The sequence below is a fragment of the Aeromonas sp. XH genome (assembly GCF_033348475.1).
GTDB lineage: Bacteria > Pseudomonadota > Gammaproteobacteria > Enterobacterales > Aeromonadaceae > Aeromonas > Aeromonas sanarellii.
Genome location: NZ_CP137630.1, coordinates 2668179 through 2695175, shown reverse-complemented (window position 1 = coordinate 2695175; position 26997 = coordinate 2668179). Strand labels below are relative to the sequence as shown.

The 26997-nt window shown below is 62.7% G+C and carries 28 protein-coding genes; 10 read left to right on the top strand and 18 right to left on the bottom strand.

Annotated features, from left to right (window positions below; genetic code table 11):
* Positions 1 to 7 precede the first annotated feature (7 nt).
* From lpxH to R2B70_RS12375, 3 genes are read right to left on the bottom strand one after another with little or no spacing between them, the layout of a single operon-like run.
* Complete coding sequence (lpxH, locus tag R2B70_RS12385; protein WP_318161612.1) at positions 8 to 733, bottom strand: UDP-2,3-diacylglucosamine diphosphatase; 726 nt, start codon at positions 731 to 733, stop codon at positions 8 to 10.
* On the bottom strand, positions 730 to 1422 hold the full coding sequence (locus tag R2B70_RS12380; protein WP_318161611.1) for a DUF4269 domain-containing protein: 693 nt from the start codon (positions 1420 to 1422) through the stop codon (positions 730 to 732). Before R2B70_RS12380 ends, lpxH begins: the two co-directional genes overlap by 4 nt.
* A complete protein-coding gene (locus R2B70_RS12375) occupies positions 1412 to 1909 on the bottom strand; it encodes a peptidylprolyl isomerase (RefSeq protein ID WP_010675220.1) in 498 nt (165 codons plus the stop codon). The genes R2B70_RS12380 and R2B70_RS12375 overlap by 11 nt, the downstream gene beginning before the upstream one ends.
* 190 nt (positions 1910 to 2099) lie before the next feature.
* On the opposite strand from R2B70_RS12375, the gene cysS reads away from it, so the two are divergent.
* The gene (gene cysS / locus R2B70_RS12370) at positions 2100 to 3476 is read left to right on the top strand and encodes a cysteine--tRNA ligase (RefSeq protein WP_318161610.1); all 1377 of its coding nucleotides are present in this window, start codon (positions 2100 to 2102) and stop codon (positions 3474 to 3476) included.
* An 85-nt stretch (positions 3477 to 3561) separates the two neighbouring features.
* Here the strand turns inward: cysS and R2B70_RS12365 are convergent, their stop codons facing one another.
* Positions 3562 to 5718 (bottom strand): hypothetical protein, encoded by a 2157-nt coding sequence (locus R2B70_RS12365; protein ID WP_318161609.1) that lies wholly within the window; start codon positions 5716 to 5718, stop codon positions 3562 to 3564.
* A gap of 131 nt (positions 5719 to 5849) precedes the next feature.
* Complete coding sequence (locus R2B70_RS12360) at positions 5850 to 6167, bottom strand: hypothetical protein (protein ID WP_318161608.1); 318 nt, start codon at positions 6165 to 6167, stop codon at positions 5850 to 5852.
* Between the two features lie 1079 nt (positions 6168 to 7246).
* Here R2B70_RS12360 and R2B70_RS12355 point away from each other — a divergent pair.
* Positions 7247 to 8287 (top strand): sensor domain-containing diguanylate cyclase, encoded by a 1041-nt coding sequence (locus R2B70_RS12355; protein WP_318161607.1) that lies wholly within the window; start codon positions 7247 to 7249, stop codon positions 8285 to 8287.
* Positions 8288 to 8391: 104 nt separating this feature from the next.
* Complete coding sequence (locus R2B70_RS12350; RefSeq protein ID WP_216990543.1) at positions 8392 to 8679, top strand: hypothetical protein; 288 nt, start codon at positions 8392 to 8394, stop codon at positions 8677 to 8679.
* 14 nt (positions 8680 to 8693) lie between these two features.
* On the opposite strand, the gene R2B70_RS12345 is transcribed toward R2B70_RS12350, so the two are convergent.
* From R2B70_RS12345 to R2B70_RS12320, 6 genes are all read right to left on the bottom strand, one after another.
* On the bottom strand, positions 8694 to 9419 hold the full coding sequence (locus R2B70_RS12345) for a substrate-binding periplasmic protein (RefSeq protein ID WP_408854807.1): 726 nt from the start codon (positions 9417 to 9419) through the stop codon (positions 8694 to 8696).
* A 167-nt stretch (positions 9420 to 9586) separates the two neighbouring features.
* The gene (locus R2B70_RS12340) at positions 9587 to 10081 is read right to left on the bottom strand and encodes a GDYXXLXY domain-containing protein (protein ID WP_318161605.1); all 495 of its coding nucleotides are present in this window, start codon (positions 10079 to 10081) and stop codon (positions 9587 to 9589) included.
* Between the two features lie 106 nt (positions 10082 to 10187).
* The gene (locus R2B70_RS12335) at positions 10188 to 11195 is read right to left on the bottom strand and encodes a DUF4401 domain-containing protein (RefSeq protein WP_209792904.1); all 1008 of its coding nucleotides are present in this window, start codon (positions 11193 to 11195) and stop codon (positions 10188 to 10190) included.
* Positions 11188 to 12126, bottom strand: coding sequence for a DUF2157 domain-containing protein (locus tag R2B70_RS12330; protein WP_318161604.1), 939 nt, complete (start codon positions 12124 to 12126; stop codon positions 11188 to 11190). The genes R2B70_RS12335 and R2B70_RS12330 overlap by 8 nt, the downstream gene beginning before the upstream one ends.
* Positions 12127 to 12328: 202 nt before the next feature.
* Positions 12329 to 12886 (bottom strand): TMEM165/GDT1 family protein, encoded by a 558-nt coding sequence (locus tag R2B70_RS12325; RefSeq protein ID WP_041213111.1) that lies wholly within the window; start codon positions 12884 to 12886, stop codon positions 12329 to 12331.
* Positions 12887 to 13130: 244 nt separating this feature from the next.
* The gene (locus R2B70_RS12320) at positions 13131 to 13460 is read right to left on the bottom strand and encodes a stress response translation initiation inhibitor YciH (protein WP_318161603.1); all 330 of its coding nucleotides are present in this window, start codon (positions 13458 to 13460) and stop codon (positions 13131 to 13133) included.
* A gap of 119 nt (positions 13461 to 13579) precedes the next feature.
* On the opposite strand from R2B70_RS12320, the gene R2B70_RS12315 reads away from it, so the two are divergent.
* The 3 genes from R2B70_RS12315 to R2B70_RS12305 are packed head-to-tail and all read left to right on the top strand — an operon-like array spanning position 13580 to position 16313.
* On the top strand, positions 13580 to 13807 hold the full coding sequence (locus tag R2B70_RS12315; protein ID WP_041213109.1) for a FeoA family protein: 228 nt from the start codon (positions 13580 to 13582) through the stop codon (positions 13805 to 13807).
* On the top strand, positions 13804 to 16074 hold the full coding sequence (gene feoB / locus R2B70_RS12310) for a Fe(2+) transporter permease subunit FeoB (protein ID WP_216990540.1): 2271 nt from the start codon (positions 13804 to 13806) through the stop codon (positions 16072 to 16074). Before R2B70_RS12315 ends, feoB begins: the two co-directional genes overlap by 4 nt.
* Positions 16071 to 16313, top strand: coding sequence for a FeoC-like transcriptional regulator (locus tag R2B70_RS12305; protein ID WP_216990539.1), 243 nt, complete (start codon positions 16071 to 16073; stop codon positions 16311 to 16313). The genes feoB and R2B70_RS12305 overlap by 4 nt, the downstream gene beginning before the upstream one ends.
* Before the next feature lie 116 nt (positions 16314 to 16429).
* Here R2B70_RS12305 and glgC read toward each other — a convergent pair whose 3' ends face one another.
* The 3 genes from glgC to R2B70_RS12290 form a co-directional block, all read right to left on the bottom strand.
* The gene (gene glgC, locus R2B70_RS12300) at positions 16430 to 17704 is read right to left on the bottom strand and encodes a glucose-1-phosphate adenylyltransferase (protein WP_318161602.1); all 1275 of its coding nucleotides are present in this window, start codon (positions 17702 to 17704) and stop codon (positions 16430 to 16432) included.
* Between the two features lie 234 nt (positions 17705 to 17938).
* The gene (gene tapW, locus R2B70_RS12295) at positions 17939 to 19075 is read right to left on the bottom strand and encodes a PilT/PilU family type 4a pilus ATPase (protein WP_209792896.1); all 1137 of its coding nucleotides are present in this window, start codon (positions 19073 to 19075) and stop codon (positions 17939 to 17941) included.
* A 56-nt stretch (positions 19076 to 19131) separates the two neighbouring features.
* Positions 19132 to 19488, bottom strand: coding sequence for a DMT family protein (locus tag R2B70_RS12290; protein ID WP_010675200.1), 357 nt, complete (start codon positions 19486 to 19488; stop codon positions 19132 to 19134).
* Between the two features lie 110 nt (positions 19489 to 19598).
* Here R2B70_RS12290 and R2B70_RS12285 point away from each other — a divergent pair, with 110 nt between their 5' ends.
* The 3 genes from R2B70_RS12285 (at position 19599) to R2B70_RS12275 (ending at position 22198) form a co-directional block, all read left to right on the top strand.
* Positions 19599 to 20363, top strand: a complete 765-nt coding sequence (locus R2B70_RS12285) for a transporter substrate-binding domain-containing protein (RefSeq protein ID WP_318161601.1) — start codon at positions 19599 to 19601, stop codon at positions 20361 to 20363.
* Between the two features lie 76 nt (positions 20364 to 20439).
* On the top strand, positions 20440 to 21444 hold the full coding sequence (gene btuC / locus R2B70_RS12280; RefSeq protein WP_318161600.1) for a vitamin B12 ABC transporter permease BtuC: 1005 nt from the start codon (positions 20440 to 20442) through the stop codon (positions 21442 to 21444).
* Complete coding sequence (locus tag R2B70_RS12275) at positions 21431 to 22198, top strand: ATP-binding cassette domain-containing protein (protein ID WP_412055169.1); 768 nt, start codon at positions 21431 to 21433, stop codon at positions 22196 to 22198. Before btuC ends, R2B70_RS12275 begins: the two co-directional genes overlap by 14 nt.
* Positions 22199 to 22408: 210 nt before the next feature.
* On the opposite strand, the gene R2B70_RS12270 is transcribed toward R2B70_RS12275, so the two are convergent.
* Positions 22409 to 23476: a 3-deoxy-7-phosphoheptulonate synthase gene (locus R2B70_RS12270; protein ID WP_209792890.1), complete on the bottom strand. Its 1068-nt coding sequence runs from the start codon at positions 23474 to 23476 to the stop codon at positions 22409 to 22411.
* 141 nt (positions 23477 to 23617) lie between these two features.
* Between R2B70_RS12270 and R2B70_RS12265 the strand changes: the two genes are divergently transcribed.
* Positions 23618 to 23998 (top strand): diacylglycerol kinase, encoded by a 381-nt coding sequence (locus tag R2B70_RS12265; RefSeq protein WP_042078148.1) that lies wholly within the window; start codon positions 23618 to 23620, stop codon positions 23996 to 23998.
* A gap of 78 nt (positions 23999 to 24076) precedes the next feature.
* On the opposite strand, the gene serA is transcribed toward R2B70_RS12265, so the two are convergent.
* The 3 genes from serA to R2B70_RS12250 all read right to left on the bottom strand — a co-directional run bounded on the left by serA (position 24077) and on the right by R2B70_RS12250 (position 26979).
* A complete protein-coding gene (gene serA, locus R2B70_RS12260; RefSeq protein ID WP_042078149.1) occupies positions 24077 to 25309 on the bottom strand; it encodes a phosphoglycerate dehydrogenase in 1233 nt (410 codons plus the stop codon).
* 249 nt (positions 25310 to 25558) lie between these two features.
* Positions 25559 to 26218, bottom strand: coding sequence for a ribose-5-phosphate isomerase RpiA (rpiA, locus tag R2B70_RS12255; protein ID WP_042078150.1), 660 nt, complete (start codon positions 26216 to 26218; stop codon positions 25559 to 25561).
* Between the two features lie 152 nt (positions 26219 to 26370).
* Positions 26371 to 26979, bottom strand: a complete 609-nt coding sequence (locus tag R2B70_RS12250) for a 5-formyltetrahydrofolate cyclo-ligase (RefSeq protein ID WP_318161599.1) — start codon at positions 26977 to 26979, stop codon at positions 26371 to 26373.
* Positions 26980 to 26997: the final 18 nt, after the last annotated feature.

The window sequence follows — 26997 nt, the reverse complement described above, 5'->3', positions numbered from 1 at the left end:
GGAGACCTCAGCCCAGGGTGCGGGTGTCGAGGCGCTGCCCGGCGGGGGAGCACACCAGCACCGAGCCCTGCTCGAACCAGTCTCCCAGCACGATGCGCCGCGCCGGTCGACCGTCCAGGGGGAAGTCGTGGATGGCGGGCCTGTGGGTGTGGCCGTGGATCATCAGGCGGCAGCCGTGCCGGCGCAGCATTTCGTCCACCGCTTCCGGGGTCACGTCCATGATGGTCTGGCTCTTGTGAGCATTTTCCATCTGGCTCTGGCCGCGCATCTTGTGGGCGATGGCCTGTCGGCGTGCCAGCGGCAGGCGCAGGAAGAGCCAGCGCAGCCATTTCTGCTGGGTGATGCGGCGAAACTTCTGATAGCCCTCATCCCGGGTGCAGAGCAGATCGCCGTGACTCAGCAGCACCCGCTCGCCATAGAGCTCGATGACGCAGGGGTCGCCGAGCAGGGTCATGCCGGCCCGCCTGGCAAACTGGCGCCCCAGCAGGAAGTCGCGGTTGCCGTGGATAAAGTAGACAGGCACGTTCTGCTTGCTCAGGGCGAGGAAGGCATCGGCCACCTCGCGGTGGAGCGGGTTGGGGTCGTCGTCGCCAATCCAGAATTCGAACAGATCCCCCAGCACATAGAGGGCGTCGGCACCTGGCGCCTCCTCGGCGAGAAAGCGCACCAGGGCGGCGGTCATGTCGGGCCTGCCTTGGCTGAGGTGAATGTCACTGATAAAGAGGGTGCTCATGAGGTCCTGGGCATCATGGTAAGAGAGTCCCGCCGAGGCGAATCGCAGGGGCCGTTGGCCGGGTGGATGAGGGGAGACCAGCAAAGCCCCGCGAGAGTGCGTCCCTCCAGGGCCAGCAGCGCCTCGTAGGGGTCGCCGGACAGGCCCAGCAGGCGGCACATGGCCGCTTCCCCCTTGAGCCCTTCATCAAAGCGAAGACGCACTACCTCGGCATGGAAGGGGGCGCCGAAGTGCGCCAGCAGGGCGGCCATCAGGCTGAGGTGGCGCCAGCCGTTGAGGTGCTCGAGGGGATCTGGGGTGATATAGAGCTCAAGGGACCAGCACTGGCCATCGGGCCCGCGACGGCTCTGCTCGGCGATCCAGACCTGCTCGCCCTTGCTTCGTACCTGCCAGCCTTGGGTTGCCAGCGTCGCGGCAAGAGAGGCCGGGTCCGGGTGCTGGCAGAGGATGTCGAGATCGCTGCCGGGCCGGTCGAGCCCGATGGCGACCGTGCTCACCAGGGCCATATCGTCGCACAGGCGGCCAAGCTCATCCCACAGGCCGGCACTCAGCAGGGCATGGGCCGAGCGCTGGCGTGCGTTGCCACGGGCCAGATAGTCGAGGCGGCGCCAGTTCGGGGCGGCAGATGGAAAAACTGCGGCCGGGGCCGCAGTGGTATCAGAGCCTGGCCGGCAGGGATTACTCGGCAAGGGTCACCTTGGTGATCACCACGTCTTCGGTCGGGACGTCCTGGTGCATGCGGCCGTAGTTGCCGGTCTTCACGCCCTTGATCTTGTTGACCACGTCCATGCCGGCGGTCACTTCACCGAACACGCAGTAGCCGAAGCCCTGGGTGGTGGCGGACTTGAAGTCCAGGAAGTCGTTGTTGTTCACGTTGATGAAGAACTGGGCGCTGGCGGAGTGCGGCTCCATGGTGCGGGCCATGGCGATGGTGCCGACCTTGTTGGACAGGCCGTTGGCCGCCTCGTTCTTGATGGGGGCGCGGGTCTCTTTCTCTTCGAAGCCCGGGGCATAGCCGCCGCCCTGGATCATGAAGCCGTCGATGACGCGGTGGAAGATGGTGTTGTCGTAGTGGCCGTCACGGCAGTATTGCAGGAAGTTGGCCACGGTTTCCGGGGCTTTTTCCGCGTTCAGGGTGAGGGTGATGTCGCCGTGGTTGGTGTGCAGAGTGACCATGAGTTGTCCTTTCATTTTGACGCGAGCGGCAAGGTGCTCGCAGGTGTATGGCATAAAGTGGTGGCAATTCTAGCCCATCAGGGCCCTGCGGCATAGATGGCAGGGGGGAGAGTCGGCTTTTGCGCCTCGTTTTCTATACCGGATGCGGGTAGAATGGCAGGCCATTTTACTCACAGGCAGTGGTCATAAGATGCTGAAGATATACAACACACTCACTCGTCAAAAAGAAGAATTCAAACCTATCCACCCGGGCAAGGTGGGCATGTATGTGTGTGGCGTCACTATCTATGATCACTGTCATATCGGCCACGGTCGCACCTTCGTCGCCTTCGACGTCGTCGCTCGCTACCTGCGCTACAGCGGCTACGAGCTGAACTATGTGCGCAACGTCACCGACGTGGACGACAAGATCATCAAGCGCGCCGCCGAAACGCACGTGACCTGTGACGATCTCACCGAGCGCCTCATCGGCGACATGCACCAGGATTTCGACGCCCTCGGCATGGTGCGCCCTGACATCGAACCCCGCGCCACCCAGCACATCCATGAAATCATCGCCCTGGTCGAAATCCTGCTGGAAAAAGGGCACGCCTACGTGGCGGACAACGGCGACGTCATGTTCATCGTCGACTCCTACGCCGACTACGGCAAGCTCTCCGGCCAGGATCTGGAGCAGCTGCAGGCCGGCGCCCGGGTCGACGTGGTGGATGCCAAGAGGAACCCGCTGGACTTCGTGCTGTGGAAGATGTCCAAGCCCGGCGAGCCGACCTGGGACAGCCCCTGGGGCCCGGGTCGCCCCGGCTGGCACATCGAGTGCTCCGCCATGAACTCCAAGCACCTTGGCAACCACTTCGACATCCACGGCGGCGGCTCCGATCTGCAGTTCCCCCACCACGAGAACGAAATAGCCCAGTCCTGCTGCGCCCACGGCGGCGACTACGTCAACACCTGGATGCACAGCGGCATGGTGATGGTGGATAAAGAGAAGATGTCCAAGTCCCTCGGCAACTTCTTCACCATTCGCGACGTCCTGGCCCACTACGACCCGGAGACCGTGCGCTACTTCCTGATGTCCGGCCACTACCGCAGCCAGCTCAACTACTCGGAAGACAACCTGAAGCAGGCCCGCGCCGCCCTGGAGCGCATGTACACCGCTCTGCGGGATCTGCCGGTGGCTCCCGCCGCCGGTGGCGAGGAGCAGGTGGCCCGCTTCAAGGAGGCCATGGACGATGACTTCAACACCCCGGAAGCCTACTCCGCCCTGTTCGACCTGGTGCGCGAGATCAACCGCCAGAAGGGTGAAGACATGGCCGTGGCCGCCGGCCTCGGTGCCCGTCTGCGCGAGCTCGGCGCCGTGCTCGGCATCCTGCAACAGGATCCGGATGCCTTCCTGAAGGGCAACGAAGCGGACGAAGAGGTCGCCGAGATCGAGCGCCTGATTGCCGAGCGCAACCAGGCCCGCGCCGACAAGAACTGGGCCGCGGCGGATGCCGCTAGAGCCCGTCTCACCGAGATGGGCATAGTGCTGGAAGACAGCGCCGGCAAGACCAGCTGGCGCCGTGCCTAAGGCCGGTGGCGCTGCTCGCGCCAACCGGTTAAGCAAATAAAAAACCGCAGCCCTAGGGCTGCGGTTTTTGTTTCAGGATACTAATTTATGCCAACTGTTTTATATCTGAATATAAATTCTTTAGATGCAAAATTCCCAAATCCAAAATTGGCTCATACATGAATGAATTTAGGTGGATGTTTTCTGGGGTCATTAAATTCACTTGTTCAAGAAGCAAAACATCTTGCGCTGTGCCCAAACCCAATCTTTTATACTCTTGTAACAATTTAATAGTCTGGTTCTCTTTTATTGCGTCTACAAATGCTGGGTTGTTAATGTTTTTAATCAGGAACCTTTCTGCCAAAAGTCTTATGGCAATAGATAACACAATCTTGCCTTCGAGTTCGATACTCTCTTCTTGAGCGTTGAAGACGGCCTCAGCTTCTTCATTTATTACATCTATAACTAGCTTTGTTGCTGGAATTAATGATAAGTTCTGCTTATCAACTAATACTTTCTTAAAGGTCACGGCTAAATCATCAAGCGTTACGGCATCTGTATCATCTTTAATGTGCAGCAAGGAGGTCAGCTTCAAAAATTCTGCATGTAGACCGCAATATTCTGCTAGGTTTCTGACAAATGGGATTGCTGAAATGCAAAAGGCTGGTGTCGTCAGATTGTCTTTCCAGTGATTGAATGGGTTTTTTTGATACTTCTCTTGAGTAAGCTTCAATTTTCTACCTGACTTTGTTGCCAAAAGCTTACACTCCCTTTTTAAACCTAGTCTCCCACTTATGCTTCTATAGAAATCGAAATTATGGGAAAGGAATAGACAACGAAACTGACCAGAAGTACATATGTCTTTTAGGTATTCTATGATTGCATATTTATTTTTGTAATCAAATGAATCTGCAATATCATCTACTACCAAGATGGTATTGACTCCTTGCCTAACCCTAGTCTGAATTTCGAACAATACGTTCAATATATAAAGTGCTCTTCTCTCACCTTGGCTTAAAACTTTAAGCAAGGAGTCTTTTGCCACATCACCTTCACTCTCACCATCTGCGAATTTGAATGTAATGCTTGGTTGAGAACCTTTCAAAATTACATCATCTTGATTTGATACACTCATTTTGAATGGGACTGAAAAACGTTGATTGAATATATCAACAACTGCTTCCCATTCCGTTCGTTCACTCTTTGCTTGCTGAATAGCTCCTTCTATGGTGACCTTACTGCTTCTGTACGCATCAAGATATTGACTGTAGAGTTCATTCTGATCAACAAGATAGGCTAACCACAAATTCCTTTGCAGCAGCTTAAAGTCTTTTAAGAAAGGAAGAATATGCTGGTTATCAAATAGATAGTCGCGGAAATTTCTTAATTCAGCATTTTGTATTTTCTTATCAATAGCATCAAACTTTGAAGCAAGGTCTTTGTCTGTAAGAATTCTTTTTCTTTCCTCCTCGATTTTACCAGAAAGCTCATCAAAAGAAGTTATTTCTTGCATCCCTTTTTTTGTTTTCAAGTTCACAGTGTGTTTAGCCTCAAAAAAGCCGTTATCTTTAAGCTGTTTATTGATGGTGTTCGCACTGTAATGATTGAACTGCTTACTAAGGACATCAGATTTGGAAACCAGTTCATTGTATTTTTGAATGTACTCTTCTAACTGATCTTTGATTGATCCTGATTCCAATAAACCAACAGTTTTTTCATTGAATACTTCTGCATAAACCACGGATGAAAGCTGGCTTTGACTACCCAATTTTACCTGTTCTTCCAACGACTCCATTAGTTCTGAAAGTGACTCCATACCGAAGCATTTCAAAATCTCTTTATCAGGGGTAACTGTTCTACCCGTCAATCCAGATAACTGCTTAAGTTTTCCAAAAAGATCGGACTGTTTATCTACAATTTTTTTCAGAGCATCATCATATTTCTGTTTAACATCTCTATTTACTAGAAGTAGCGATGTTTTCTCAGAAGAAAAATCTTGGTTATAAGGTTCAACAACAAAAACTGTTTCAGAAGCAATGCTGTTACCAGCCTCATCTCTAATGACTCTGCTTGTTACCCTTTCTGGAAAAATAAGATCCTTTGTGTCTTTTCCTTTAGCAAGATCATCAAACGCTTTGGAGAAGGAAGTTTTCATAAAGCCGTTTGGTGCATATATGGCATAGCCATTAGTAACATCAAAATCAAATTCATGTACCAATTCACTGATGCCATAGCAGTTTTTAAAATCAACAGATAGTTTCATAGTCATCCCTGGTTAGTTAATCTCATATGTTGGACTTCGCAGGATCAACGCCAACCTACCGCGCAGCAACCATCGATGCTAGGCTGCCCAACCTTATTTCGTCCTGACCCAATAAGCTCATGGCAAATCGGTTAATCAACAGTCGCAACATGATCATGCAAGCGAGGCTCTGGTTTGCGGCAAAAATTGCTGAGTTCTTTGCCGAACTCTCGGCATTTCAGCAGCGAATTTGAGCGGTCAGTATCACTTCCGGCCGTTTTACCGATACTTTTCTCGTCAATGTAGATAGCTTCGATGAACCCATGAAGTGGATGATCTGCAATGCCGAGATACTGCTGCGAATCGATGATATTAAGCCCGCGCAAGTAATCCAGTTCGATCTGGGTGGCATCAGCTATCGACAATTGCGTATCAAATAGCGCGCCATAACGCTGAGCAGGGGCGGGCATTTAGCTAAGCGCCGTGCCCCTTGCGACCAAGTTATAAGCCTCCGGCAATCTGCGGGGCTAAACGCTGGGGTTTTGTTTCCCCCTCTTGTTCGCCGAGGCGATGGCACAAGGTCAGGAGCGCCGTCATGGACGACGGCGCAGACGCAGGCGGTACAGGGATGTACCGTCTGCGTCGTTCCGCCAGACCTTTTGCCTGAACCGAGGGAACCCGACGTAGGAGGGCGAACAAGCGGGGGTGGCCTTTCTTTTGGTGACTTTTCTTTGGCCACGCAAAGAAAAGTCACTCGCCCAAGCCCGAAGGGCGGGCGAAACCCTGTCGAGGGCAGCGCCCTCGTGCCCTGCATGGCGAAGCCGTGCCAATCAGGCTAGTGACCCCTCACCCTAGCCCTCTCCCGCAAGGGGAGAGGGGACGGTTACTATGGTGCAATGTGCTCTGCTTATTGCACCCTATGCCTCACCCTGACCCTCTCCCCCAAGGGGAGAGGGAACGTTTACCGCGGACGATTACGCTTCGCTAATCGACCCTACATGGTGGCGCCGTGCCAATCAGACGAGTGACCCCTCACCCTGACCCTCTCCCCCAAGGGGAGAGGGGACTGTTACCGCGGACGATTACGCTTCGCTAATCGACCCTACGCCGCTGGGGGAGGGGCGGGGAGCTCCGTCGAGGGTGACACCCTCGCCCCTTGCCGCAGGCGCGGGATGCCGGGCTGGCATCCGCCGAGACCCGGGAATTCGGCCAAATTCCGTCGCTGCCGCCCCTGGCTCTCGCTACCACAATGCGCCGCTGACCCGACGGGACGAAACCGGGGCCAACGGGCACCCGTTACCATCCTACGGAGCCGACGGGGCCCGATCCACGGCTATTGCTGAGGGATGTGTCAGAAATGATGGGTTTTTTGCGCTGGTTCAAAGTTATGGCCCGGGGCGGGCCGCCGGGGGGGCCCCGGGCATGGCGGCGCGCCCGCCAGGCCGTGAGCGGGTGGGTGTTTTCCCGGCCTACCCCTTTCTCGCACTTGTCTGGCGTGCCCCGAGTTGGCTAAGGTGTGCGGCAATCGCATGCAAGCCGGGAGAGAGGCATGGACAAGATATTGCAGGCTCTGTCAGTACGGGTCACCGGGGCACGGGATCTGGAGAGTCTGACCCGCCCCCTGCTGGAGATGCTGGAGACGGTGACCGGGCTGGAGTCGACCTACCTCACCGAGATCGATCTCGAGCAGGGCACCCAGCATATCCGCTATGCCCGCAACGTGGCCGGGCTGCAGATCCCGGAGGGGGCGGCGGTGGAGTGGAGCGATACCCTGTGCCGCCGGGCCATCGACGAGGAGAGGCGCTATACCGACGACGTCGCCGCCAACTGGGGGGATTCGCAGGCGGCGCAGGCCCTGGGCATCCGTACCTATCTGAGCAGCCCGGTGCGCACCTCGTCCGGCTCCCTCTATGGCACTCTGTGCGGCGCCAGCGCCGAGCGCAAACCCCTGGTGGAGGGGGCGGAGCAGCTGATCGCCTTCTTCGCGCGCCTCATCGCGGAGCAGGTGGAGCGCGAGCACCTGCTGCTGCAGTTGCAGCGGGCCAACGACGAGCTGTCACGCCAGGCCCTGTCCGATCCCCTGACCGGGCTGCCCAATCGCCGGGCCCTGATGCTGGAGCTCACCCGGCTGTTCTCCCTGTCGGATCGGGCCGGGCACCCCGTCTTCATCGCCTTTATCGATCTCGACGGCTTCAAGGCCATCAACGACACCCACGGCCACGACGCGGGGGATCGGCTGCTCACCACCATGGCGCTGCAGCTGAGCGGGACCCTGCGCAGCGGCGACATGCTGGCGCGCTTCGGCGGCGACGAGTTTGTCGCCGTGGGCATGGGGCCCATCCCGGGGGCCCGCTCGGTCGAGGCGGCGGTGCAGACCTTCCAGCGCCGCCTGTTCGAGCAGAGCGTGCTGCAGCTGCCGATGGGGGATCGGGTGCTCCACTACCCCGGCGCCAGCGTGGGCGCGGTGGCGGTCGATCCGGCACGGGTCAGCGTCGAGGAGGCCCTGCGCCGGGCCGATGCGAGCATGTATGCGGTCAAGCGCCAGCGCCGCGGCGCAGGGGACGGCCCCATCCCGCCTGCGACCCATTGACGGGCCCGGCCCGCGAGGGCCCTGGGGCCGGTTTGATGCGGCGCATGGCGAGGCCGCTCCCCCGATGCTAGGATGCCCATCCCTTTCCAAGACGGAGCCCAGTCGTGGCCAATCCCTTCATTCGCACCCTGCGCGCCCTGGCGGCGCAGGCGACCGCCCTGATCGCCGGGCTCTCTGAGTTTCAGCAGCGCATCTGGGTGGTCAGCATCATCAAGGATGCCTATACCGACACCTTCATCGTCAACGAGGGGAGCTTCGAGGAGCCCATGCAGTGGATGCACCGCAAGGGCTACAGCGCCGAGATGCTGGCCCGGGTCGAGGCCATGGCCCGCTCCCAGGTGATCCAGCTCGAGCTGGGTGGGCAGCACCACCGCCTGATGCGGGTGAAGTAGGGACGGCGCCGGGCTCAGGGGGCGGGGAAGTACTTGTGCTGGATCTGCTGGAACTCGCTGCTGGCCAGCACCTGGGTCAGGCCGTGCTGGAACTCCTTGACCAGGGCATCGTCCACCGGGTGGCTGAAGGCGAAGCAGAACTGCTCCGAGCTCAGCACCCAGCGCACCGCGAACCGGGCGGGATCCAGCTGCTGGGCCTTGATGAGGTCCATCAGGGTGGACTTGTTGCTGGAGATGAGGTCGACCCGGCCCGAGGTGAGCATCTTGAGCGCCTGGGGGAGGCGGTTCGCGGTCATGATCTTCTGCTCGTCGAAGCCGCCGTTGAGCAGCAGTTGCTCCCCCACGTCGGCGCGCACCGCGCCTATGGTGTACTGTTGGGCATCCTCGGGTCGGGTGAGGGTCAATGGGCGGCTGGCGAGGCCCATCAGCACTATCTCGGCATAGCCGATGGGGCAGGCCCACTTGAACAGCGGGTTGCGCGCCTCGGTTCGGGCGGTGGAGAAGAGCACCACATTGGGCTTCTGGGTCAGCAGGTAGTAGCCCCTGGCCCAGGGCAGGATGCTGACGGGCTGGGGCGGGGTGCCTGTCTTCTGCCACACCAGGTGCAGCAGGTCGATGGCGAAGCCGCTGGGGGTGCCCCCTTCCCCGGCGAAGTTGTAGGGTTTGTACTCCTCGGTGAGGTAGTGCAGCTTGGCGAGCGCCGGGCTGGCCTGCAGCGGGCCAGCCCAGAGCGTCGCCATGAGGGCGGTGCCCGCGAGGGTGGCGAGCCTGCCCCTGATCCCTGACATCCCTGTTCTCATCCTGACCGTCCTGCTCCGAGTGTCCAGTTTCAAGTGTTGCCAAATCATGGGGTTTCGCCACCCAGGGGGGAAGGGGAGGGCGGGGGGGCCGCCCTTTTCAGGAGGCATCACCAGGCCGGGCGGCTGTGGCCGATGGGCTTGAACGCCTCATCGCGCAGGCCCACCAGCAGGGTGTCACCATCTTCCTGCAGGCGGAATTCGCCGTAGCGTGCCTGCTCATACTGAGCCCCCGCCCCCTCCTCGAAGAAGAAGGCATCCGGCCCGATCCGCCATTGACCCTGGACGTTGCGCACCCTCAGCAGGCGCTCGCCCGGGGCCAGGGCCTCGGGGTTGCCTTGCGCCACCCAGTGCGCCACCTGATCCCCGTCGAGGCGAACGACCAGGGTATGGGCGCCGGCAGCCTCCTGACGGCCCGCCAGCTGGCGGGCGAGGGCATAGTCCAGCCGCATGTAGTCCCCCTGCATCAGGGAGCGGGGATCGACCGGGGCGAGCTCGAGCAGCACCACCTCGCCGGCGTTCATGGCGCGCTCGAAGCGCCAGACGCCGGCATTGATGCCCACCAGGATGGCGAGGCCGGTCAGCAAGAAACCAAGGCGTCTCATGCGGTATTCCTCCCATGAAGGGGCATGTGCCCTTGAGCGTCGCCGAGCGACAGGGCGCCGAAGCCCGGCGATGCGATGAGGCCGATCAGCAAGAAGGCGAGGCGTCTCATGAGGCTATCTCCCTGCCGAGGGTCTTCAGCAGATGGCGGGTGCCGAGCAGCAGGGCACCCGAGCCCAGCAGCAACCAGGACTTGGTCATCAGGGTCAGCCCCAGATCGTAGTAATAGAGGGAGCCGAAGCCGAGCAGCAGCAGGACGGCCAGGGTCATGAGCGCGAGGCTGCCGCCGTAGAAGCCGAGCACCAGCACCAGGGCGCCGGCGCCCATGCCGGGGATGAAGGCGCTGAGCAGCACCAGGGGCAGGCCGGCGAACAGCGGCAGCCTGAGGCGCACCATGACCCCCAGCAGCAAGGCGGCGCAGAGCAGGGGATTGAGCCAGTGCGGCAGCCGGGAGGGGCTGAACTCGTCCAGCACGCTGGCGCCGCCGTCCCAGAGCGGGTGGTGCAGCCGTCCCAGCACCAGCAGGGAGAGGGCCAGTCCCAGGGTCAGGGACTCGTAGAGCTGATGGCGAACGGGATCCCGCTCGGCCTGTAGCCAGCACAGGGTGACGGCCCCCATCACCAGCGGCAGGGCCAGCAGGTGCAGGCCGAGGCAAGCCAGTCCAAGCGTGAGCAGGATGGCGGCGGCGAAGCTGTGGAACAGGCGCACCAGCCAGTGCTCGAACAGGGCGGCAATCCCGAGGGAGAGGGTGCAGAGGCCGAACCAGAGGGGGGCAGCGTCCAGATCCAGCCTGTCCAGCAGGCCGTAGAGCAGCCAGGCATCGGCCGCGAGCGCCAGCGCCAGCACGAACTGATCCCAGAGATCGGTGCGCCGGGCGGTGCGATTGAGGCCGAGGGCGGCGATCATCAGGACGGCGCCCATGGCGAGGGCGTGGTCCGCCTCCCGGGTCAACTCCTCGAACGCCATGAACAGGAAGAAGAGCAGGAAGAGGGCGGCAATCCAGCCCACCATGCCGAGCAGGAAGCGGCTCGACCAGTGGGGCTGTTCGTCCCTGGGGCACTCCCCCTCCACCAGACGGGCGGCCCTCAGGCGCTCCCAGATCACAGGATCAGACATGTGGCCTCCGTTGTTGTTGCAGCCAGCGGCTGGCCAGCACCGACAGGCCGATGGCGATGAGACAGAGCAGCAGGAAGCCGTTCATGTCGGGCTCCATCCACTTGCCGAGCGCCGCCAGGACGACGGCGATGAGGCTCAGGCAGCCCATGGCGAGACCGGCGATGAACCTGTGGTGCCAGCGCAGGTAGGCGGCGGCGAGCCAACCTAGCCAGGCGGGCCAGACCCAGGGGGAGGCGGCATCGAACAGCGCCAGCAGGGCCAGCAGGGTGACCCCGAGCCCGGCGGCCAGCCCCGCCAGCCAGGAGGGCATCAGGGCGTAGCGGGCGGGGGCCAGCATGAGCAGCCCCCAGAGGGCGGCGTTGAGCAGGGTCAGGCACCAGCCGAGGGCCTCCTCGTCGAAGGAGAAGAAGAGATCGATGAGGCCGAGTCGCCAGTAGAGCACCAGGGCGAGCTGGCCGAGCAGCCAGGCGAGCGTCCAGAGCAGCGGGCTCCTCCCGAGCGCCGCCAGCGGCAGCAGCAACAGGGCCCAGGTGGCGAACAGTTGCCAGGGATCGGCACCGGTCTGGTAGGTCTGGCCCACCAGGGCCAGCAGGGCGCCGAGGTTGAGGGCCAGGGTCAGCAGCAGGGCCTGGCGCGGGGTGTCGGCCAGGGGCTTGCGCCAGAGTACCAGCAGCATGGCGAGCAACGGCAGCTCCAGCAGGGCGAGGCGCGAGAGGCGGCCCAGGGCCTGCCAGTTGAAGGCGACGAAGAACACCAGGCCGGCACCGAGGCAGAGACAGCCGAGCCAGAGCAGCAGGCGGTCGAACAGCCAGCGCCAGCGGGCGGGGCCCGGGGGCAGATCGCACAGGGCGAGAGCGGCGGACAGGGACTCCCGGGGGAGGCGGCCGCGTCTGACCCAGTCGAGCAGGGCCTGTCTTGAGGTGAGGTGCATGGCGAGGCTCCTGAAGCCGTCGTGCCTGAAAGATAAGGCATTATGGCACGGCGCCGCGCTCCGGGGCAGCATCCGCGGTGGGGATGCGACATCGACACCGGGCACAAAAAAGCCCCCGCCGGGAGGAGGGGGCCGGAATGACGGCCGGGGCGGCGGTGTCGATCAGTGCTCACGCTGATCCCACCCCCTTGTCCCTTGGGTGTCAGACGAAGATCAGGGTGCTGACGCCCAGGCCCACGAACAGCGCGGCGCAGGCGATGCGGATCCCCTTGAGGGGCAGCCTGTCGGCGCCGAGCTTGCCGAGCAGCACCACGGGGACGTTGGCCAGCATCATGCCGAGGGTGGTGCCCGTGATGACCTGGACGAGGGAGTCGTACTTGGCCGCCAGCAGTACCGTGGCTATCTGGGTCTTGTCGCCGATTTCGGCGATGAAGAAGAGCACGAAGGTGGCCATGAAGGGGCCGTATTTGTCCAGCGAGCTCTCCTCGTCGTCCATCTTGTCCGGCACCAGGATCCAGGCGGCCATGGCGATGAAGGCGCCGGCGACCAGCCAGGTCATCACCCTGGGGTCCATCCAGCGACTGATGAACTCCCCTATCCAGGCGGCGCCCGCATGGTTGAGCAGGGTGGCGGCCAGCATGCCGGCGATGATGGGCCAGGGTTTGCGAAAACGACAGATGAGCAGCAACGCCAGCAGCTGTGTCTTGTCGCCGATCTCGGCGATGGCAACGCTGATGGTGGAGGTTAACAAGGCTTCCATAAAGATGACCGGGGGACGGAATTGTTATAAACCAAAGACAAGCCTGCGCCATCCGTCCCCGGTTCTGGCACTGGCCCGTCAAAGGTCTTGTCAAATCCGGCATTGCCCGGATCACCCTGACCATGGTGAGTTGGCACCAAGTATGTTGATCAGGATCGCGCACCGGGTTGGCACCCGTGGCGAGACTACTCCCCCTCGATGGGAGCCGGCATTCTAGGGAAAAAGCGCGGGAGAGACAAGCAGATCAACCGCCCACCAGCTTGACCTGAAAGCCCGCCTTCTCCAGTTCGGCCTTGATCAGGTCCCGTTTGTCCCCCTGGATCTCGATGATCCCCTCCTTGAGGCCGCCGCCGGTGCCGCACTTCTTCTTGAGCAGGGTGGCGAGGGCCTTCTGCTGATCGGCGGGCACGCCGTGGATGCTGATGACCCCGGCCCCCTTGCGCCCCTTGGTCTCGCGCCGGATGCGCACGACCCCGTCGGCGGGGAAGGGGGAGGCGCTCTGGGTGGGGGCGGATTCCTTGATCATGCCGCCGTCCGTGCTGTAGACCAGGCGGCTGTTGTTGTCGTGACTCATGGCAATACTTTGTCGGTTAGCTAAGCGGAGTTTGATTTTACGCAAATAAATGTTGGGGGCACAGCTTATAATCCTCCCACTAAAAGCGAATTATTCTTGTTTAACTTCAGGGGCCCGTCATGGTACTCACACAGCTGTCGCCGGGACAGAGTGCTCGCATCAAGAACATGAACCAGTTGACGCGTCCATTGCGACGCAAGCTGATGGTGATGGGGCTGCTGCCCCAGACCGAAGTCCTCTATCTGCGGGCCGCCCCCCTGGGGGACCCGCTCCAGATCCAGTGCCAGGGCATCTGCCTCTCCATGCAGCGGAGCCTGGCCCAGCAAATCGAGGTGGAGCCGGTATGAGCTACAACCTGGTCACGGTCGGCAATCCCAACAGCGGCAAGACCTCCCTGTTCAACGCCCTGACCGGCTCCCGCCAGCAGGTGGGCAACTGGAGCGGGGTCACCGTCGACAAGAAGATGGGAACCTTCTCTGCCGAGGGGCAGGACTACAGCCTGGTGGACCTGCCCGGCATCTACGCCCTGGCAAACCAGGAGGCGAGCCTGGACGAGCAGATCGCCAGCCGCTTCGTCCAGAGCCAGCAGCCGGATCTGCTGCTCAACGTCATCGACGCCGCGAACCTGGAGCGCTCCCTCTACCTCACCCTGCAACTGCGGGAGCTGGGCCTGCCCATGGTGGTGGTGCTCAACAAGATGGATCTGCTGGAGAAGCGCCGCATCGCCATCGACGAGGCGCTGCTCGCGAAGGCGCTGGGCTGCCCCGTGGTCTCCTTGTCCGCCCACAACCGCCAGCAGGTGGCGGCCTTCAAGGCCCGTATCCACCAATTCATCGGCCAGTCCCAGCCCGCCCTGGTGCTCGACTACGGCCAGCCCCTGGAGGCGGACATCGCCGAGCTGGAGACCCTGCTCGCCCACCACCACCTGAGTACCCGCGGTCGCGCCCTGCGCCTGCTGGAGGAGGACGTCGCCATGCAGGCGACCCTGGCGGCGGGCCAGCAGGCCGCCGCCGCCAACCTGGTGGGCCGCGCCCACCACGCCCAGGACATCGACCTGCAACTCGCTGATTTGCGCTACGGCCACATCCACCACTGGTGCCAGCAGGCGTGCCAGCAGAAGGGCAGACTCACCGTCGCCCAGAGCGAGCGGCTGGACAGGGTGCTGCTCAATCGCTGGGTGGGCATCCCCTTCTTCCTGCTGGTGATGTACCTGATGTTCATGTTCGCCATCAAGGTGGGCAGTGCCTTCATCGACTTCTTCGACATCCTGGGGGGGGCCCTCTTCGTGGACGGGGTGCACCACCTGCTGGGGCTGGTGTCGGCCCCCGACTGGCTGGGAGCCGTGCTCGCGGACGGCATAGGCGCCGGTCTGCAGACGGTGGCGACCTTCATCCCTGTGGTGGGCTGCCTCTTCCTGTTCCTCGCGGTGCTGGAGAGCTCGGGCTATCTGGCCCGCGCCGCCTTCGTGGTGGATGCCCTGATGCGCCGCCTCGGCCTGCCCGGCAAGGCGTTCGTCCCCATGCTGATGGGCTTTGGCTGCACAGTGCCCGCCGTGATGGCGACCCGCACCCTGGGGTCGGAGCGCGAGCGGCTGATGACCTCGGCCATGGCCCCCTTCATGTCCTGCGGTGCCCGCCTGCCGGTCTACGCCCTGTTCGCGGTGGCCTTCTTCCCCGAGTCGGGGCAAAACCTGGTGTTCGGTCTCTATCTGTTCGGCATCCTGGTGGCGGTGCTCACCGGCCTCTTCCTGCGCAGCACCCTGCTGCCGGGCAAGAGCGACTCCATGGTGATGGAGATGCCCGATTACGAGTGGCCCCGTCCGGTGGACGTGGGGCTGCGCACCTGGCAGAAGCTCAAGGGCTTCATCTTCGGCGCCGGCAAGACCATAGTACTGATGGTGGCGGTGCTGAGCGTGCTCAATTCGCTCGGCACCGACGGCAGCTTCGGCAACCAGGATCAGGAAGACTCGGTGCTGAGCAAGCTGAGCCAGTCCGTGACCCCGGTGCTGCATCCCATAGGCGTGCGGGACGACAACTGGCAGGCCACGGTCGGCATCCTCACCGGCATCTTCGCCAAGGAGGCGGTGGTCGCCACCCTCAACAGCCTCTACGCCGGCGGCGCCGGTGACGAGGAGCAGAGCGAGTACTCCCTGCTCGGCAGCCTGAAGGAGGCGCTGGCCACCATTCCCGCCAACCTGGCGGACATCGATCCCGCCGATCCCATGGGGCTCAAGGTGGGGGAGCTGGCGGACAAGCAGGCGGCGGCCGAGGCCCAGGAGGTGGACACCTCCACCTACGGCAACATGCAGACCCACTTCGACGGGGTGGCCGGCGCCTTCGCCTACCTGCTGTTCGTGCTGCTCTACATGCCCTGCGCCGCCGCCATGGGCGCCCTGGTGCGGGAGACCGGTCGCCAGTGGGCCCTGTTCACCGCCGCCTGGTGCAACTACGTGGCCTTCCTGTGCGCCACCCTCTTCTATCAACTGGCGACCTTCGCCGCCCACCCGGAGCAGAGCCTGATCTGGACCCTGAGCTATCTGCTCTCCCTGGGGCTGCTGTGGTGGCTGGGCCGGCGCCACGGCGATCTCATCGCCCGCAGGGTGGTGACCCTGTGATACTGCGCGAGCTGGGGGATTACCTTGCGAAGAGCAAGCGGGCGAGCCGGCGGGAGCTGGCCCGCCACTTCCACACCTCGGAGGATGCGGTGGAGGCCATGCTCGGCGTCTGGATGCGCAAGGGGCGCGTCGTCAAGCGGGAGACCCGGCTGTGCGGCGGCAGTTGCTGCGGCAGCAGCGAGGAGGTGACGTTCGAGTGGTGCGAGCCCGGCCGGATAGGGCTGGTGCAAAAAGGCTGACGCCACCTGAGATGAAAAAGGGAACCCCAGGGTTCCCTTTCTTGTGGGCAGCGGGCGGGGCAGAAACGGCACCCTGGTGCTTGCTCGGGGCCAGCGGCTGGGCGCCCTCTTCGCCGTCATGCCAGCCTGGCCAGCATCTCCCTGGTGACCAGCACTATGCCCTGCGCCGAGCGGTGGAAGCGGCGAGCATCCTCGTCGGCATTTTCACCTATCACAGTGCCTTCCGGCAGCTTGCAGCCCTTGTCGATCACCACCCGGCGCAGCCGGCAGCCAGCCCCGATCTCGACCCCGGGGAAGATCACCGCCTGATCCAGGGTGCAGAAGGAGTCGACCCGCACGTTGTTGAACAGCAGCGAGCTCATGATGAAGGAGCCGCTGACGATGGTGCCGCCGGCGAACATGGAGTTGATGCTCATGCCGTGCTGGCCATTCTGATCCTGCACGAACTTGGCGGGGGCCGTCATGTTCTGGCTGGTCCAGATGGGCCAGTGCTGATCGTAGATGTCGAGCTCGGGCGTCACCGAGGCGAGATCCATGTTGGCCTCCCAGAAGGAGTCCACCGTGCCCACGTCGCGCCAGTAGGGGCGCTGCTGCTCCCCGCAGCCGACGCAGGACATGCTGAACGGGTGGGCGTAGGCGGTGCCCTCCCTGACCACCCGCGGGATCACGTCCATGCCGAAGTCGTGATGGGACTGCTCGTCGGCCAGATCCTCTTCCAGCAGCTGGTAGAGATAGGCGGCCTCGAAGATGTAGATCCCCATGGAGGCGAGCGCGGTGTCGGGGCGCCCCGGTATGGCCGGCGGGTCGGCGGGCTTCTCGACGAAGGCGTTGATCTTGCGCTCCCCGTCCACCGCCATCACGCCGAAGGCGCTCGCCTCCTGGCGCGGCACCTCGATGCAGGCCACTGTCATGCGGCTGCCCAGGTTGACGTGATCGAGCAGCATGGCGGCGTAGTCCATCTTGTAGATGTGATCCCCCGCCAGCACGATCACGTACTTGGGGCCGTGCTGGCGAATGATGTCGAGATTCTGGTAGACCGCATCGGCGGTGCCGCGATACCAGCTGACCTCGTCCACGCGCTGCTGGGCCGGCAGCAGCTCGATGAACTCGTTCATCTGGTAGCGCAGGAAGGACCAGCCCGACTGCAGGTGACGCAGCAGGCTGTGGGACTTGTACTGGGTGACCACACCGATCCGGCGAATGCCGGAGTTGACGCAATTGGAGAGGACGAAATCGATGATGCGGAACTTGCCGCCAAAATGGACGGCCGGTTTCGCCCGATCGTCCGTCAACTGCTTGAGGCGGCTGCCTCGCCCTCCTGCGAGCACCAGGGCCATGGTCTCGTTCAGCAACTGTCTGGCCTTCGCGGTGTTGGCTGGTTGTAGCGACATGGAATACCTCTTTATTGATATGTCGCCTCAATAGTGCCTCCTTTGAGGCCTGTGCGAAAGGGTTTTCAGCTCCTTTTGCCCGGCTGGGGACGGAAGACCCGCCCTGTCGTCATCCTGAGTGACGAGAGTTGTCGTGGTGGGAGGGGCTGACCGAGGTTGCGGCCGGGCAGGGGAGGGAGGTGAAAAAAGCCCCGCGAGGGCGGGGCCGGGTGCAACGGGGGTCGGGGCAGGGGGCTAGATGAGATCCCCTTCGTCCTTGGTGGGCTCCAGGCTCCAGCCGCTGGCCGCCGCGCTGTTGCCTATCTGTCCCTTCTCTCGCCACAGCTTGATCTTGAGGCGCAGGTTGTTCTGGGAGTCGGCGTTCTTCACCGCCTCCTCCTCGTCGATCACCCCCTCCACCACCAGATCGAACAGGGTGCTGTCGAAGGTGACCATGCCAAGGGCCCTGGATTTCTCCATGATCTCCTTGAGGCCGCCAAACTCGCCACGCTTGATGAGATCGCGCACCGTGTGGGTGCCGAGCATGACCTCCACCGCCGCCCGGCGCCCCCCATCCGTGGTCTTCACCAGCCGCTGGGAGACGAAGGCCTGGAGGTTGTTGCCAAGATCGTTGAGGAGCTGGGGCCTGCGCTCCTCCGGGAAGAAGTTGATGATGCGATCCAGCGCCTGGTTGGCGTTGTTGGCGTGCAGGGTGGAGATGGCCAGATGCCCGGTCTCGGAGAAGGCAAGGGCATGCTCCATGGTCTCCCGATCGCGGATCTCGCCGATCAGGATGACGTCCGGCGCCTGGCGCAGGGTGTTCTTCAGCGCCGCGTGGAAGCTGCGGGTGTCCACCCCCACCTCCCGCTGGTTGATGATGCACTTCTGGTGGCGATGGACGAACTCCACCGGATCCTCGATGGTGATGATGTGGCCGCCGCTGTTGCGGTTGCGATGGTCGATCAGCGCCGCAAGCGAGGTAGACTTGCCCGAGCCGGTGCCGCCGACGAACAGCACCAGGCCGCGCTTCTCCATGATGGTGTCGAGCAGCACGGGGGGCAGTTTCAGATCCTCGAAGCGGGGGATCTCGGTCTTGATGTTGCGCGCCACCAGCGACACTTCGTTGCGCTGCTTGAAGATGTTGACCCGGAAACGGCCTGTCTGGGGCAGGGAGATGGCGAGGTTCATCTCCAGCTCCTTCTCGAACTGCTGCTTCTGCTCGAGATCCATGATGCCGTCGGCGATGCGGGCCACCTCACCGGGTTCGAGCGGTTCCTGAGTGAGGGGGCGCAGGGCGCCGTTGAACTTGGCGCAGGGGGGGGCGCCGGTCGAGAGATAAAGGTCGGAGCCATCCTGCTTGGCCAGGATCTGTAGCATGTCTCTCAATTCCATGGAGTGCCTCGTCGCTCAAAGGGAAGGGGGGGATGGATGTGCTTGAGTGTACAGCCTCAGGCACCGGTCAGTTTTTCGCGGAACACAAAAAACACCGCGCCCAGGATGCACAGGCCGGCCCAGAGGTAGTCCCACTTCAGATCCTCTTTCAGATAGAAGATGGAGAAGGGCACGAACACGGTGAGGGTGATCACCTCCTGCAGGATCTTGAGCTGGCCGACCGACAGCACTGTGTGGCCGATGCGGTTGGCGGGCACCTGCAACAGGTATTCGAACAGGGCGATCCCCCAGCTTACCAGGGCGGCGATGATCCAGGGTTTGTGATTCATGCTCTTGAGGTGGGCATACCAGGCAAACGTCATGAAGACGTTGCTGCAGATCAGCAGACCGATACTGGTCATGATAGGGTTCATTAGGTTCTCCTTTGAAATCAATGCATTTTATCTCGACTCCACGGGTTTTCATAAGTGGGGCTTGCGGGTATTTTTAACCCACAAGGATGTGACAACAAAGGTTGAACTGGATGGGCAAGACAAGCTGGAGTGTGCTTGGTCTGCTGTTTGTCGGCTGGATAGCGGGGGCGCAGGACGCGCAAGAGACGCAGGGGCAAGGCATGCCGACGCTGACGGTGGCGACCGAGTTCTGGCCGCCGTTTCGCATGGCTGACGAGGATGGCCGGATCCGCGGCCTGGACATCGATATTCTGCACCGGTTGCAGGCGCACAGCGGTATCCGGTTCGAGGTGAAGCGGGTGCCCTGGGGGCGGGCCCTCAAGCAGATGCAGACCGGCAAGACCGACCTGATGATCGGGCTGGCTCATACCCCGGAGCGGGCCGCTTATATCGACTACCTGCAACCGTCCTACTACCAGTGCCATCCCGCCTTCTACGGCAAGGCCCAGGTGGCCGCCTCCCTGCGCGACTATCGGGATCTGCACGGACAGAAGGTGGGCTATGTGCTGAGCTCGGCCTATTTCGAGCGTTTCGATAACGACGAGGGCCTCGACAAGCACGGCGTGTTGACCGAGGACCAGCTGCTGCGCATGGTGGAGCGGGGCCATCTGCCCTTGATGGTGGGCACCGACTGCCAGGTGGATTACGCCCTGAGCCAGCGCAATGACACAGGCCTCGTGAAGGCGGCCTATCGGCCGGCGCACACCTCGGCGCTCTACCTTGGCATGAGCAAGCACTCACCCCACCATGAGCTCGGTCCCAGGCTGGCGAAGGCGTTGCAGGTCATGGTGGAGAGCGGCGAGATTGAGGCGCTGGCCAAGCCCTACCGTCCTTGACCTTGGGTGGTAACGCGCTGTTATCATGCAGCTTTCCTGCTGCCCCTGGGGCGGCCTCTCTCATCTCGGGGATCTCGTGTATCTCGCTCTCCTCCATCGCCAGCAGCGCTGGCAGCGCCACTGGCTGCTGGGCCTGTCGCTGCTGACCCTGGCCCTGTTCCTGCTCTCCCTCGTCCTCGGGGAGTTCGTGCTGCTCCCCTGGTACCCGCTCGGGGAGCTGGAGCTGCGCATCCTGCTGGATCTGCGCCTGCCGCGGGCCCTGCTGGCCCTGCTGGCGGGGGCGGCGCTCGCCTGCGGCGGTGCCGTGCTGCAGGTGATGCTGCACAACCCGGTGGCCGAACCCGGCCTGCTCGGGGTGTCGAGTGGTGCCGGTCTCGCCGCCATGGTGGCCATGGCGGTGGCGAATGCCCTCGGGCTCTACCTCCCGGGCTGGGGGCTGTCGCTGGCGGCCTTCGGCGGTGCCCTGCTGGTGACCATGCTGCTGATCCGGCTGGCGCGTCGGGCACGGCTCGGCCACACCCGGCTGCTGCTGTTCGGGGTCGCCATCGGCATTCTCACCAACGCGGCCATGACCTGGCTGATGTACTTCGCCGATGACGGCGCCCTGCGCGAGTACATGTTCTGGATGATGGGGAGCCTGGCCTATGGCAGCCAGCAGTTCGCCTGGTGGTGGCTGGTGCTGCCGCTCACCCTCTTCTGGCTTGGCTGGCAGGGGCGGGCGCTGCAGCAGTTGCTGCTGGGGGAGACCCAGGCCCGCCTCATGGGGATGAACGTGGAGCGCATGCGGGTGCGGCTGGTGCTGGCGGTCTGTCTGCTCACCGGGGTGGCGGTGTCGCTCTGCGGTGTCATCGGCTTCGTCGGCCTGGTGGTGCCCCACCTGCTGCGGCTGTGCGGCGGCAGCGATCAGCGCTTTTTGCTGCCCGCCTCGGCGCTCGGCGGCGGCGCCCTGCTGCTCGGGGCCGATCTGGTGGCCCGCTCCGTGCTGCAGGCCGGGGAGCTGCCCATCGGCGTCATCACCGCCTCTGTGGGGGCGCCGCTCTTTATCTCTCTGTTGCTGAGGCAGGATGATGCTGGACGTTGATCCCATGCTGGAAGCCCGCGCCCTGGCCATCCCGGAACGGCTGGCTCCCCTGGATCTCGCCTGGGCCGGCGGTCAGCTGGTGGCCCTGCTCGGCCCCAACGGCAGCGGCAAGTCGAGCCTGCTGGGAGCCCTGGCCGGCATATTGCCTGCCGACGGCGCCGTGCGGATCGAAGGGGACGAGATCGTCGCTCTCGGCTGGTCCGAGCTTGCCAGGCGGCGCGCCATGCTGCCCCAGCGCCAGCCCCAGCTGTTCCATATCCCGGTGTTCCAGGTGTTGAGCCTGGGGCTAGACGAGCAGGGGCCGCGGGAGGCGCAAAACGGGGCCGTGGCCGAGATCTGCCGCGCGCTGGAGCTGGAGGCCCTGCTGGCACGGGACTTCAGCCGTCTGTCGGGGGGCGAGCAGCAGCGGGTGCTGATCGCCCGTACACTGCTGCAGCTGTGGCCCGGCCTCAACCCGGCCGGGCGGCTCCTGCTGCTGGACGAGCCGCTGGCGGGGCTGGATCTGCACCATCAGCTGGCGCTGCTGCGGCTGCTCAAGGAGCTGGCCGCTCAGGGCCTGTTGGTGGTGGTCGCCATCCACGACATCAACCTGGCCATCGACTGGGCGGATCGCGTTCTCTGCCTGCAACAGGGCCGCGTGGTGGGCGAGGGGGGCGTCGGGATCATCGACGAGGCGCTGCTGGAGCGGGTGTTCCAGATCCGCACCGACCGCGTCGAGTTGGCAGGCCGGGTCTGGTTTATGCCGAGCCTGTGAGGAACGGGCGGCGACGCCCGGGACGTGAAAAACAGAAGGGGCAGGATATCGCGGATATCCGGCCCCTTCTCGTTGCATTGGCGATTCAGGCCGACAGCTTGTCCAACCGCACCTTGGCGGCCTCGGCCAGCATGGCCAGCAGGGTCTCGGTGTCGCCCCAGGAGAGGCAGGCGTCGGTGATGCTCTGACCGAAGGGTGATGACGCAGCCGTTAACCCTGGCGGATTTTTTCCAGACGCACCTTGGCGGCCTCGGCCAGCATGGCCAGCAGGGTCTCGGTGTCACCCCAGGAGAGGCAGGCATCCGTGATGCTCTGACCGAAGGTGGCGGCGCAGCCGTTCTCCACGTCCTGACGCCCCTCCACCAGGAAGCTCTCGGCCATGATGCCGGCGATGCCGGTGCGGCCGCGGCGCAGCTGATCGCAGATATCCTGGGCCACCAGCAGCTGGCGGCGGTGATCCTTCATGCTGTTGCCGTGGCTGAAGTCCACCACCAGGCGCTCGGGCAGGCCCACCTGGGCCAGGGCCTCGCATGCTTCGTCGATGCTGGCGGTGTCGTAGTTGGGCCTGTGGCCGCCGCGCAGGATCACGTGGCCATAGGGATTGCCGGCGGTACGGTAGATGGTCATCTTGCCGTCCTTGTCCGGGGAGTAGAAGATGTGGCTGTGGCGGGCGGCGCGCACCGCATCGATGGCGATGCGGGTGTTGCCGTCGGTGCCGTTCTTGAACCCCACCGGGCAGGAGAGGGCGGATGCCATCTCGCGGTGTACCTGGGATTCGGTGGTGCGCGCCCCGATGGCGCCCCAGGTGATGAGGTCGCTGATGTACTGGCCGGTCACCATGTCGAGGAATTCGGTGGCGGTGGGCATGCCCATCTCGTTGATGTCCACCAGCAGCTGGCGGGCCAGCTTCAACCCTTCATTCACGTCGAAGCTGCCGTCCAGGCGCGGATCGTTGATGAGCCCCTTCCAGCCGACTATGGTGCGCGGCTTCTCGAAGTAGGTGCGCATCACGATGCACAGGCTCTCCTTGTACTGCTCGCGCAGGGCATTGAGGCGCTGGGCGTATTCGCGGGCGGCGGCGGGATCGTGGATGGAGCAGGGGCCGACGATGACCAGCAGGCGCTGATCGTCACCGGCCAGAATGGCTTCTACATCGTGGCGGGCATCCAGCAGGTTCTGGGCGACGGTGTCGGTTAACGGGAAGGCGTGCGCCAGCTCGCTGGGCGTGATCAGGGACTCCAGGCGACGGGTGCGCAATTCATCGGTGTGAATGGACATACGACTCAATTCTCGAGTGGATAAGAGGGGCGGGACGCCAAAATGCAAGGGAATAAAATAAAGCAAAACGCCCCCGATGGAAACCTCGGGCGGCTCTGATAGGATGTGAGCCCAAAAGCCATTTCAAATGAGGTAGTTATCGTGGCAAAGCCAGGCGCGACCGGGATCACCCGCATCATCAACGCAACCGGTTACAGCATGAAGGGTCTCAAGTCGGCCTGGATCAACGAGGCCGCCTTCCGTCAGGAGCTGGTGCTGATCCTGCTGCTGATGCCGCTGGCGTTCTGGATTGGTGACTCCCTCAACGAGATCCTGCTGCTCGTCTGCATCAGCTGGCTGGTGGTGATCGTCGAGGTGCTCAACTCTGCCATCGAGGCGGTGGTGGATCGCATCGGCTCCGAGCATCACGAACTCTCGGGCCGCGCCAAGGATCTGGGCTCCGCCGCCGTCTTTATCGCGCTGGCCCTGAACGCCCTGGTATGGGGGGCCCTGGTGGGCCGCAATCTGTTGGGATGGTGGTAGGTTGCGAGAGCAACCTTTCTTCTGACATAAAAAAGCCCGTCATCACGACGGGCTTTTTACTGCGCAGATAAGGGCTTATCAGTGCAGGATACGGGCACGGATGGTGCCGCCTATCTCCTTGAGACGGGAGAGCGCCTTCTCGCTGTGCTCGGTTTCCACGTCGATCACCACGTAGCCGATCTCGCTGCTGGTCTGCAGGTACTGACCGGCGATGTTGATCCCCTCGTCGGCGAAGATCTGGTTGATCTGGTTCATGACCCCGGGCTGGTTGCGGTGAATGTGCAGCAGGCGGCTGGAGCCCTTGTGACCCGGCAGGGAGACTTCCGGGAAGTTGACGGCGGAGAGGGTGGAGCCGTTGTCGGAGTACTTGACCAGCTTGTTGGCCACTTCCAGACCGATGTTCTCCTGGGCTTCCTGGGTTGAGCCACCGATGTGAGGGGTCAGGATCACGTTGTCCAGGCCGCGCAACGGGGTGAGGAACTCCTCGTCGTTGGACTTGGGCTCCACCGGGAAGACGTCGATGGCGGCGCCCGAGAGGTGACCGCTCTTGATGGCGTCGGCCAGGGCGTCGATGTCCACCACTGTGCCGCGGGAGGCGTTGATGAAGATGGCGCCCGGCTTCATCATGCGCAGCTGCTCTGCACCGATGAGATCCTTGGTGGAGGCGGTCTCCGGCACGTGCAGGCTGATGACGTCGGACATGTTGAGCAGCTCCACCAGGTTAGGCACCTGGATGGCGTTGCCTAGGGAGAGCTTGTTCTCGATGTCGTAGTAGTAGACCTTCATGCCGATCATCTCGGCGATGATGCCAAGCTGGGTGCCGATGTGGCCGTAGCCTATGATGCCGAGCTTCTTGCCGCGGGCTTCGACGCTGCGGTTGGCGAGCTTCTCCCAGACGCCGCGATGGCACTTGGCGTTCTTCTCCGGGATGCCGCGCAGCAGCAGCAAGATCTCCCCCAGCACCAGTTCGGCCACGGAGCGGGTGTTGGAGAAGGGGGCGTTGAAGACGGGGATGCCGCGCACGTGGGCGGCGTCCAGGGCGACCTGGTTGGTGCCGATGCAGAAGCAGCCGATGGCCACCAGCCTGGTGGCGGCATCCAGCACCTTCTCGGTGATCTGGGTGCGCGAGCGCAGGCCCACGAAATGCACGTCACGAATGCGCTCGATCAGTTCCTCTTCCGACAGGGACGTCTTCAGATATTCCACATTGGTGTAACCGGCGGCCCGAAAGGTCTCCACCGTGTTGGGATGGACTCCCTCCAGCAGCAGTACCTTGATCTTATCCTTGTCCAGCGAAAACTTGGCTGTCATGACGTTCCCTCTATTGTTTTTGAAAAATGCGCTCAGGCTTGCAGTGTGAAGAAAACCGTAAAGTAGCAAAAACGTTTGGGAGAGGGAATATTTGTGACGAAAGTCAAATTCTTTGAAGTTATCAACGTTTTTTGCAGCAGTGCTGCTACAAGCCATTGAGGGATAAATAGAAACGGCGCCATCAGGCGCCGTTGTCATATCACGGGAGCAAAGAAGAGGGATCTGATGACCCCGCTCGCCCTCCCGCCGTCACCCTTGCTGGGTCACGACGCCATCCGGCGTGCCGATCAGCACCACGTCGGCGCCACGGTGGGCGAACAGGCCGTTGGTGACCACGCCCACTATGCTGTTGAGCTGGGTTTCCAGCTGCTTGGCGTCGGTGATGGCCATGCCCTTGACGTCCAGGATGATGTTGCCGTTGTCGGTGATCACCCCTTCACGCCAGACCGGGTTGCCGCCGAGCGCCCGGATCTCGCGGGCCACGTACTCGCGGGCCATGGGGATCACTTCCACCGGCAGCGGGAAGGTGCCGAGCACGTCCACCGTCTTGGTGTTGTCGATGATGCAGATGAACTGGTCGGCCACGGCGGCGACGATCTTCTCGCGGGTCAGGGCGGCGCCGCCCCCCTTGATCATGTCGCGGGTGGCGTTGATCTCGTCGGCGCCATCCACGTAGACGGAGAGGGTATCGACGTCGTTGAGGTCAAACACCGGGATGCCAAAGCCCTTGAGGCGCTCGGTGGAGGCGACGGAGCTCGATACCGCGCCCTTGATCTCGTCCTTCATGGTTGCCAGCGCATCGATGAAGTGGTTGACGGTAGAGCCGGTGCCCACACCGACGATGGAGCCGGGTACCACGTATTTGAGCGCAGCCCAACCGGCCGCCTTCTTCATTTCATCTTGAGTCATGATGGATCCTTATGGAAAAAGCGGGCGCATTATATCCAAGCCGCCCCCCCGGGGCGACCATGGCGCTCACGTTCCGGGGCAAAAATCCCCAAGATGTAAATCGTTTGCCTGTTTATTGAGCCGAGGGGCGTGGAAGGGGCGATCCCGCGCCGTCACGGGAAGAGCCAGCTGCGGCTGGGGGTGATGATCTGGGGCAGCGGCACGTCCCACTCCTCCCGGGGCACGGCCTCCACCTGCTGGCAGTCGTGGGCAAGGCCGAGCGGTCTTGGGCCCAGTCCGTGCTTGTGCCAGCAGGCCAGGGTGCGATCGTAGTAGCCGCCCCCCATGCCGAGCCGGTTGCCCGCCTCATCGAAGGCCACCAGGGGGGTGCAGATGAGATCCAGCATGCTGTGGGGCACCACCTGCAGCACATCGAGCTCGGGCTCGGCGATACCGAAGCGGTTGCGGGTCATGGGGCTGGTGGCGGTGTAGCGCAGGAAGAGCAGGTGGCCCGGGGTGAAGGGGTGCAGCACCGGCAGATAGACCTCCTTTTGCTGGGCCCAGAGCCAGTGAATGGCGGGCAGGGGATCGAGCTCGCCGTCGTTGGCCAGATAGAGGGCGATGCGTCTGGCCGCGAGGATCCCGGGGTCTTCCTGGAAACGGCTGACCAGTTGCTGGGCCGCCGCCTGCTGGTCTGCCTGGCTCAGGCGCCTTCTGCGCTCTCGGACAAGCTGGCGCAGGGAGTGGCGCATATCGGGGTGCTCGGGCTGAAGGTCAGGCATGGGGGCTCCTGTGGTGGT